Annotated in this window: 8 protein-coding genes; 4 read left to right on the top strand and 4 right to left on the bottom strand. The window is 67.8% G+C overall.

The window, feature by feature from the left end:
- The first annotated feature begins 525 nt into the window (after window positions 1-525).
- The gene (locus IG98_RS0143195) at window positions 526-729 is read left to right on the top strand and encodes a DUF397 domain-containing protein (protein ID WP_030926213.1); all 204 of its coding nucleotides are present in this window, start codon (window positions 526-528) and stop codon (window positions 727-729) included.
- A gap of 750 nt (window positions 730-1,479) precedes the next feature.
- Here IG98_RS0143195 and IG98_RS0143180 read toward each other — a convergent pair.
- Window positions 1,480-2,127, bottom strand: a complete 648-nt coding sequence (locus IG98_RS0143180; protein ID WP_030926210.1) for a hypothetical protein — start codon at window positions 2,125-2,127, stop codon at window positions 1,480-1,482.
- A gap of 377 nt (window positions 2,128-2,504) precedes the next feature.
- Between IG98_RS0143180 and IG98_RS0143175 the strand changes: the two genes are divergently transcribed.
- From IG98_RS0143175 to IG98_RS0143165, 3 genes are all read left to right on the top strand, one after another.
- On the top strand, window positions 2,505-3,083 hold the full coding sequence (locus tag IG98_RS0143175) for an RNA polymerase sigma factor (RefSeq protein ID WP_030926208.1): 579 nt from the start codon (window positions 2,505-2,507) through the stop codon (window positions 3,081-3,083).
- Window positions 3,080-3,964, top strand: a complete 885-nt coding sequence (locus tag IG98_RS0143170; RefSeq protein WP_030926206.1) for a hypothetical protein — start codon at window positions 3,080-3,082, stop codon at window positions 3,962-3,964. Before IG98_RS0143175 ends, IG98_RS0143170 begins: the two co-directional genes overlap by 4 nt.
- A gap of 248 nt (window positions 3,965-4,212) precedes the next feature.
- A complete protein-coding gene (locus IG98_RS0143165) occupies window positions 4,213-5,148 on the top strand; it encodes a DUF4158 domain-containing protein (protein ID WP_030926204.1) in 936 nt (311 codons plus the stop codon).
- A gap of 11 nt (window positions 5,149-5,159) precedes the next feature.
- Here IG98_RS0143165 and IG98_RS0143160 read toward each other — a convergent pair whose 3' ends face one another.
- The 3 genes from IG98_RS0143160 to IG98_RS0143150 all read right to left on the bottom strand — a co-directional run bounded on the left by IG98_RS0143160 (window position 5,160) and on the right by IG98_RS0143150 (window position 7,860).
- Window positions 5,160-6,332 carry a site-specific integrase gene (locus IG98_RS0143160; protein WP_037972887.1) on the bottom strand — a complete coding sequence of 391 codons (1,173 nt, stop codon included), beginning with the start codon at window positions 6,330-6,332 and terminating at the stop codon, window positions 5,160-5,162.
- Window positions 6,333-6,409: 77 nt separating this feature from the next.
- Window positions 6,410-6,736 carry a helix-turn-helix domain-containing protein gene (locus IG98_RS0143155; RefSeq protein ID WP_030926200.1) on the bottom strand — a complete coding sequence of 109 codons (327 nt, stop codon included), beginning with the start codon at window positions 6,734-6,736 and terminating at the stop codon, window positions 6,410-6,412.
- A complete protein-coding gene (locus tag IG98_RS0143150; RefSeq protein ID WP_030926198.1) occupies window positions 6,733-7,860 on the bottom strand; it encodes a tyrosine-type recombinase/integrase in 1,128 nt (375 codons plus the stop codon). The genes IG98_RS0143155 and IG98_RS0143150 overlap by 4 nt, the downstream gene beginning before the upstream one ends.
- Window positions 7,861-8,100 lie beyond the last annotated feature (240 nt).

Genomic DNA, 8,100 nt, shown 5'->3' with positions numbered 1-8,100 from the left:
ACCAGGAACGACAAGAGCCGTGTAACGAGAGATTGTTACGCACGGTTCTGTGGGAGCCCCGGGCTGAGACGCCCGGGGCGACCCGACCGGTGGCACCCCGACGACGTCCGCCAGGGCGCCGAAGACCGGCTCGGCGTCGGCCCGACCGACGAACGCGCATGGGACGGCCCCGCCTACAGGGCCCGGCGCTCGGGTCGGTGTCACCAGGGGCAAAGTAGCTCAGCGTGAGGTCTGACCAGACAGAACGTTAAGTCTGTCCGCTCTTCTGAATCACATCCGTCCAGGTCAGCGTCCTAGGACGCCCGAACGCCATGATTCGGCCACTGCCCCGCCCCGGTTGTCCACAGCCGTAACCGCTCCGGCGGCCACCCGCCGTCCGGGCCCTCTGACCAGCGCGGACGCTCTACTTTGCGTCTGGTGACACCGACCCGAGCTCCGGGCCTCTATGTCGTGGCACCCGATCAGGTGCGCGAGGTTAAGCTGTCATTAAGCCCGCGGAGCTCATCGCCGCGGTGAGGAGTGAACATGATCTCCCCTGACCTGTCCGCAGCCGAGTTCCACAAGTCCAGCTTCAGCGGTGGCGGCAACGGCAGCTGCGTCGAGGTCGCCATCAACCTCCCCGGCCTCGTCGCCGTCCGCGACAGCAAGGACCGTCCAGGCCCGGTGCTGTCCTTCGCCCCGGCCGTCTGGCGAAGCTTCCTCGACGACATCCGGGCCGGAAACATCTGACCGGTCTCGGGGTCGAGGAACGCGGGGACAGCCATTAGCGGTGAGATGGATTATGGTGCGGATGGTCGCCGCGACCTGCGGAAACACTAAAAATCGTGTTATCGCACCGGACTGTCCTGCTAGGTTCGGGCCGAAAAGCTGACTCGACACTGTTGGCCGTGCACCGACCTGACCTGCTCGAACAGCCCGTACCGCTAATGACTGTCCCGTTGTTCCTCGACCCCGGTCCCGGCCACCGTCGGGTTTCGTCGCGTGCCGACCTCCACTGCGCGGACGGCGGATCACCCCCGCCGAACCCGGCACCGTCCTACCTTAAAGACGCCGCCCCGCCCTCAGACAGACGCGCAGGCAGGCCGATGACGTCAACCAGCACCGCTCCGGTAACGACTGGTGATCAAGGCCTTGGCCGGTTTCCGCTGTCAAAGGCGAGAGGGTCCTCGTCCCGGTTTTCTCGCGCGCCTGCGCGTAACAGCTGGGCAGTGGACCAGAGGTTCACTGGGAGGCGGAATGGTTCTGGGAGCCGAGGTCCTCGCTCATCTGCTGGAGGGTGCGGATGGTGAAGTCGGGTACGGGGCCATCGGCTTTCACCACCTGGTCGTCGGAGGGGGCATGGACACCAGGTGCGGTGCCCCAGCCGGTCAGGCGGACATCGGTGACGCTGGAGACGTGGAGGTCGATCTTCTTGAGGAGGGGTTCGCTCCACGAGCTCCACGCCCTGCGGACGAGCTGGTCCTCACCGATCCACAGCCGCTAGGAGACCTCGATCCTGAGGTCCTTCGCGGTTGGCCTTCCGTCGGTGAGGAGACGGAATCCGGGGTAGGCCCTGCTCAGCTCGCCGAAGGTGATCTTTCCCTCGTACAGGGTGGTGCGGGTGCCGTCGTAGCGGCCCTCGGGCCGTTTGGCCGTGGTGGTGGCGAGCACGGCCCGCAACGTGGCGGGATCGGCGAGCCTGATCCGCCCACTGTCCATCTCCGGCCTGGTCGTGTCGTCGTCGAGCAGAACCCACTCCTTGCCCGCGGGCAGCGGCTGCACCGGCCATCCCGACATATAGCTGCGGCCTGTGAAGGTGACCAACCGCACGCTCTCATCTGACCAGATAAGGCTGTTTCGGCTCGTCACGTCGCTGGCCGTGACCTTCCCGCCCCCGAACCGGACGACCCCCTTGCTACGGAAGGTGATCTTGCTCTTGCGTTTGGTCATCCAGGAGGGAACATCGCTTCGATCCTCGGTCGTGTCGACCGCGACCCGGGAGAAGCGCACTCCGCCATGTGCCGCCATCTGCTTCTTGAGCGCCTGCACCGGGTCCGCCGGAGCGCTCTGGGCGCTCGCACCGTCACCGAACCCGGCGACCAGGGCGGATGCCAGGACGGCGGCGAATGCGGCGAGAGGCCATCTCATCGGGGGGTTCTCCTGCTGCTCTTGCCCTACGGTGACGGGACCGCCGAGATCGTCGCAGTCCAAGATCTCAGAGCAGTCACAAGGTGCCCGGGCCCGCCGCCTCGCAACGAGGTCGGATGCGGTGCATCCGTACTGGGCGGCCTGAACCCTCATCCTGCGATCGACCCCTTATGAGGTCTCGGTGGTATCGACGGAATTTTCAACGAATATGCAGGTCAGAGCTCCCTTAGGGACCTTCAGGCACAGCGTGGAAGATGGGCCGCTGACCTGCATATCCGTTGTTTCCTGGGGCGTTACTACTGGGCCCCCAAAGGCCGTCGACGCCTCGTCGTGACGGTTCGCGACACACCTGTGGGCTTGCCGGACATGACCTAGGCATGAACGTCACCGACACCGGGCCGCCGCGCACCCAGCGCTTCGCCCGCCTCTACGAGCAGACGTATGCCGCGTTGCTGCGGTTCGTCGAGCGTCGTGTCCATCCCTCCCATGCCGAGGACGTGGTCGCCGACGTGTTCCTCGTCGCCTGGCGGCGCTTGGACGACGTGCCGCTGGCGGCGGACGAGGCTCGGGCCTGGCTGTTCGGCGTGGCGCACCGCACTCTGCGCAACGGGCTGCGGGCCGACCAGCGGCGGCAGGCACTTACCGTTCGCATCGCCGGCAGCCAGCTGACCGGCGCCGCGGCGGCCGGGCTGGACCCCGAGCTGGTGGCACGCCGACTCGACCTCGTCCGGGCGTGGCGGCGGCTCAGCCCGCGCCACCAGGAGACGCTCGCCTTGGCTGTGTGGGATGGCCTCACAGCCCCACAGGCCGCGCGGGTGCTCGGCATTTCCGCCGTCGCGTTCCGGCTTCGGCTCACCCGGGCCCGGCGTGCCCTGCGCTACCACGCCGACGCGGTCCCCGCCACTACAACCCAGCCCGTGGCAACCGCCACCGTGAACTCCCGGAGTATGCGATGAACGACACCCTCGACCACGCCCTGCGCGACCTCGACCCGGCCGTCACCCCCGCCGACCTGGACACCAGCACCGACCCCAAGGCTCGGGTCCTGCTGGCCCGGGTGGTGGCCACCGACCCGATGGAGGCGCCCGCACCGACGACCAGCAGCCCTCGCCTGCTCACCGCCGGGCGTCTCGCCGCTGCCGGCGGAGGGGTGGCCGTCGGCATCGCGGCAGCGCTGCTGCTGCCCGGCGTGTTCGGCGGTGGCTCGGCGATGGCAGCGTGGACCGCGACGCCGCACACGGTGAGCGGTGACCGGGCCGCCGACGCCCAGGAGAAGTGCCTCGACAGCGCCCGGGACACCGCCAAGCGCACAACCGGGCATGAGCTCGGGTTCCGGCCCGTGGTGACCGAGGGCCGGGGGCCATGGACGCTCGTCTACGTCAACGACGACAGCAGCCATCTGGCCGAGATCACCTGCCTGCTCCGCGATGGCGACCTCGTCGGCTCGCAGGGCAGCACGCCAGGGCCCGACGCACAACCGCTTTCGCCGGTTCCCGCGGGGTCGGCGCGGGCCGCCCTCGGCGCGGTCATGAGCACGAGTGAGGAGAGCGTGCGTATCGTGACCGGCAGGGTCGGTGCCGGCGTGGTGGGTCTGGAGCTCTCCACGGAGGCGAAAGGCAGCGTGACCGCGACCGTCACCGGCGGCTACTTCGCAGCCTGGTGGCCGGACGCGCCGACGACGGAGGAGCGCGAGAACGCCTCACCTCATGGCGGCGTCAAGAGTCTCACGGCAATCCTCCAAGACGGGTCGCGGCACAGCGTCTCCCTCGAGGAGCTCACCGGCCGGACGAGCGCGCAGCTGAACACATCGGCCACGGGCGGCTCCGCACGCGACTGATCTGGCCACCCGCGGCGGCGCCGGGCCTCACGGTCCGGCGCCGCCGAATACTGGGTGGACGGACACGGCGCGGCGAGGTCGTACCCGGACAGCTAATGACTGTCCCGCTGCTCCTTACGCCCTACTCGGCCCTGTTCTCGTATAGCTACCGCCAGGTGGCGTGTAGCGCTGAGTAACCGCCGTAGCCCTCGTTGCCCCGGGCCGGCCGCCTCGTTGAGCTGAACGAGTGACGGTGAGGGGTGGGGTGAATGCGGCAGGACTGGGAGCCGGAAGACCTGATCGAGGTCTGGACTCTGCTCGAAGACGACATGAAGAGGGTGCGGAACAAGTCCGGGGCGACCCGGTTGGGCTTCGCATTGTTGCTCAAGTTTTTTGAGGTAGAGGCCCGGTTCCCGGAGTCCGCCAAGGAGATACCCGCAGCGGCGGTGGACTACGTGGCCCATCAGGTGAAGGTTCCGGCCGGGGCGTGGGCGGACTACGACTGGCAGGGCGACCGGATCAAGCGGCACCGCAAGGAGATCCGGGAGGCGTACGGGTTTAGGGCGAACACCGAGGAAGACCAGGAGCGGCTGGCCGAGTGGCTGGCCGCTGAACTATGTCCGGTGGAGCTGTCGCGGGATCGTCTTGCGGCGGCGGTGGTGGCCCGGTGCCGTAACGAGCGCATTGAGCCGCCCGCTCCGGGGCGGGTCGGGCGGCTGGTGGGCAAGGCGGTCAAGGACTTCGAGGCCCAGTTCTGCCGCAGCAGGGTGGAGCGGATCTCGCACGCGACGCGCTCGCGCCTGGAGGACCTGGTCGCCAGCAGCGAGGACGAGACGGGCGAGGCAGCGGACGGAGAGGTGGCGGTGTCAGGCAGCGGGCGTTCGCACTTCGCCGAGTTGAAGGCAGACCCTGGGTCGCCGGGGCTGGAGAGCCTGCTGGCGGAGGTGAACAAGCTGGAGCGGGTGCGGCGGCTGGAGTTACCCGCGGACTTGTTCGCGGACGTGTCGGAGAAGCTGGTGGACGCGTGGCGGGCGCGGGCGTCGAAGGAGTACCCGGCGAACCTTGAGCGGATGAAGCCGCCCCGGCGGCTGACACTACTGGCCGCACTGTGCCACGTGCGACAGACGGAGATCACCGACTCGCTGGTGGGGGACCGGCTCTGGCGACCTCGCGTAATCAACTGTCGCCTATTCGGCTGTGGTTGAGCTCGTGGTCGTCACGGGGAGTGGTCGTCGCCTGGGGCGTAGCGGCTCCAGGGGCTGCCGGCGGCAGTAGCGATGCGGCTGGTCTGCTGGTCGGTGTAGCCGAGCATCCGGGCGATGACCGGTGCCGGTGCCTGAAGAACCAGGTGCCGCAGTGCGGCGGCCCGGCTATTGAGGGTGGCGATCTGGTGGGTTCGCAGTCGTTGTTCGATGGCGTCGGTGGTCATGGGCTGGCCGCCGCGGCGGCCCGGGAAGAGCCAGCGGGAGTTCTGATTGGTTGCGGTCGTCAGGTTGAGGCGCTGGTCGAGGTGGTGCAGTAGCAGGGTGGCGAAGGGCTCTGGGACGGGTGTGGGTGGGGCCCCGAGGCGGAGGCTGACCTGGCCGTCGTGATGGAGGACATCGTCGATCGTCAGGCGCAGGATCCGAGTCAGAGGCTGGGCATAGAGCAGCACCATGACGGCGGCGGTCCGGGTGAGAAGGGGGATCTGTTCGTCGTTGAGGAGACGGCGCAGAGCGGCCAGGCGCTGCTGCTGGCTGATGGGCGCGGGGTTGGTGGTGGGGTGGTGCGGGAGTGCCCGCCGGGGCAGGAGCTTGGTCCGCATGGCCCACCTGAGAAAGGCGTGGGTGAGGCGTCGGGCGGTGTAGGCGCCCGCATACCAGCCGTCGATGTCGCTCTGGCCGCAGGTGGCGAGGGCGCGGCCGTGCTGGTCCAGCCAGCTCAGGAACGCAATGGCCTGCAGGATCTCGCCTCGGGCCTGCTGGGTTTGCTTCTCGGTGATCGGTTTCTTTTCGGCGAACTGCCGGAGCCGGTGGAGGCAGTGCCAGGTGGCGAATCTGGCCACCAGCTGCCGGCGATCGGGTTCGGTGATCTGGTTGAGGGTGTCGCGCAGCCACCGCTGGAACAGCATCAGGTGCCGGTCTGCGGGCGGGAGGACGCCGTGCAGCATCAGAAGGTCACGCAGGTAGGCGACCGAACGCCAGGGAGACATCTCGTCGAGCGTCTCGTGTGTGAGGGGTGTGGCCGGGTCGGCCAGGGTGCGGAGCATCTGATGAACATGGGAATGGCGGATCCACTGGATGCCCGCTCGCGGGTTGCCCATCGCGCGAAAGCCGTCGAAGAAGGGCAGCAGTTCGGCCCGGATACTGCCGTCTCCGCTGTTCAGGACGGCTTCCAGGTCTTGGGTCAAGGCGCACTGGCCGCAGAGACCACGCCGATGTCTGCGCCCTTCCTTCCCGCAGATGTCGCAGGTCAGGCCAGGTCTGCTCACTCCTCGGGCCGGAGGCGGGCGCGCTTGGGCCGCCGGGCGTTGAGGTTGACCGGCCCATCGTCGCTCGCGGTCTTGCGGACGATGGCGTTCTCGGCTTTGGTGGCGATCAGGTCGGTCGGGGTGCAGGTGAAGATGTCGCAGAGCGCGGCGAGGACGGGAAGTGAGAGGCGCTCCGGGACGCCGGTGGCCAGCCTGTGGACCTGGGAGACCGACAGGTCGATGCCGCGCTCGACCAGCAGTGGGACGAGGTCGCTGATGGTGAACATGCCGTGGGCTGCCATGACCTCGCGCAGCCGCCATTGGTAGCTGACCTGGCGTTTCATCGTGTCTTCCTTCTGGGCGGTTCGAGAGCGGCAGCCAGGGTCTCATCCAAGGCTCGGCGCAGGGTGCGGGTGCGGAAGTCGGAGGAGACGCAGGTGTAGAGAGACGTGGTGCTGGCGTGCTCGTGACCGCACTGGAACTGGACGAACATCGGATCGCGGCCCGCCTCGATGAGGTGGGTGACATAGGAACGGCGCAGCCCATGGAAGTCCAGGCCAGGATCCAGGCCAAGGGCATCGCGGTAGGCGGCGAAGCGGGAGTTGATCCGTTGCAGCCCGATCCGGCTGCCGCGTTCGGACGGCCACAAAGCTGTCGTGCCGGGGGCCGCCAGCAAAGGCCTGAACTCGGTGATCCACTCCTCCATGATCTCTGCGGTCCAGGTCCAGACCGTCACCACGCTGCGCCGTTTGGGCGGCGACCCCTTCTTGGCCTTGCCGTAGCGGATGTGGAGCAGGCCATAGTCGCCGAACTCGGGTCCGTGTGGATTGCGGCCGAGATCGGCGACGTCCAGCATCCGGGTCTCGTTGCGCCGCAGGCCGTAGCTGTAGGCGACCTTGAACAAGGTGGCGTCCCGGAAGGCCGGCAGCCAGCCCTTGCGGCCCCGGTCGCGGGCCTTGGTCACCTGCTCGTCGGCGTAGTCGAAGAAGTCCTGCAGCTCATCGATGGTGAAGGCCCGCTTCTCGGGCCGGGACTCGACTTCTTGGACATGGACCGCGGAGTTGCCTTCGTGCACGATCTGGATCGGATGCGTGCCGAAGCGCTCCTGGCAGACCTCTGCCCAGCCGTAGGCCGGATCGATGACGTACTGGCAGAAGGAACGCAGCGCGTCCTGGTAGGAGCGCAGTGTCGAGTGCGCGCAGCCGTGCACCGAGCGCAGGTCACCGAACCATTCGTCGGCGTGCTGGGCCGTCCACTGCCACGGGAATGCCTCGGCATGCCGGAGAAAGGTGCGAAGGCGGCCGGTCCGTTTGTCGATCGTCGAGAGGGCGAGATTTCTGGCCAGCTGCTGATTGCGCCAGCCGTCCACCATCGCTTCGAACACCTGCTCCTGGGGGTGCAGCAACGCCACCCCATCGGCCAGCTGTAGTCGAGCGGCACCCGGAAGCCGGTCGTTCGTCCTCGACACCGTCACTCTCCGTCGTTCGCGTTGGATGCGAAATATTCGCATCCAACGCGAACAGCTGTCTAGCGCCCCAGGTCAGCGCACGAATCCCTACCACCTCACCTACCTCAAGCCGTGTTCAGATGGGTAGAGTGCAGTCGGCCGAAACGGCGCACACAGCAGCTCCTTCGTCGAGTTCGAGCCGTCGGGCGCGAGGTGTCGCCAATTCGCATCTGATGCAATATGCGGCGGTTCACGAATACG

The sequence above is a fragment of the Streptosporangium amethystogenes genome (genome assembly GCF_000721075.1).
In the GTDB taxonomy this organism is placed as follows: domain Bacteria; phylum Actinomycetota; class Actinomycetes; order Streptosporangiales; family Streptosporangiaceae; genus Streptosporangium; species Streptosporangium amethystogenes.
The sequence above is the reverse complement of the archived record's forward strand: the minus strand, read 5'-3'. Positions and strand labels throughout refer to the sequence as shown.

What these genes read in the sequence shown, in the direction of transcription:
- IG98_RS0143195 (WP_030926213.1), top strand. Translation starts at nt 526, where the DNA reads ATGATCTCCCCTGACCTGTCCGCAGCCGAGTTCCACAAGTCCAGCTTC.
- IG98_RS0143180 (WP_030926210.1), bottom strand. Translation starts at nt 2,127, where the DNA reads ATGAGATGGCCTCTCGCCGCATTCGCCGCCGTCCTGGCATCCGCCCTG.
- IG98_RS0143175 (WP_030926208.1), top strand. Translation starts at nt 2,505, where the DNA reads ATGAACGTCACCGACACCGGGCCGCCGCGCACCCAGCGCTTCGCCCGC.
- IG98_RS0143170 (WP_030926206.1), top strand. Translation starts at nt 3,080, where the DNA reads ATGAACGACACCCTCGACCACGCCCTGCGCGACCTCGACCCGGCCGTC.
- IG98_RS0143165 (WP_030926204.1), top strand. Translation starts at nt 4,213, where the DNA reads ATGCGGCAGGACTGGGAGCCGGAAGACCTGATCGAGGTCTGGACTCTG.
- IG98_RS0143155 (WP_030926200.1), bottom strand. Translation starts at nt 6,736, where the DNA reads ATGAAACGCCAGGTCAGCTACCAATGGCGGCTGCGCGAGGTCATGGCA.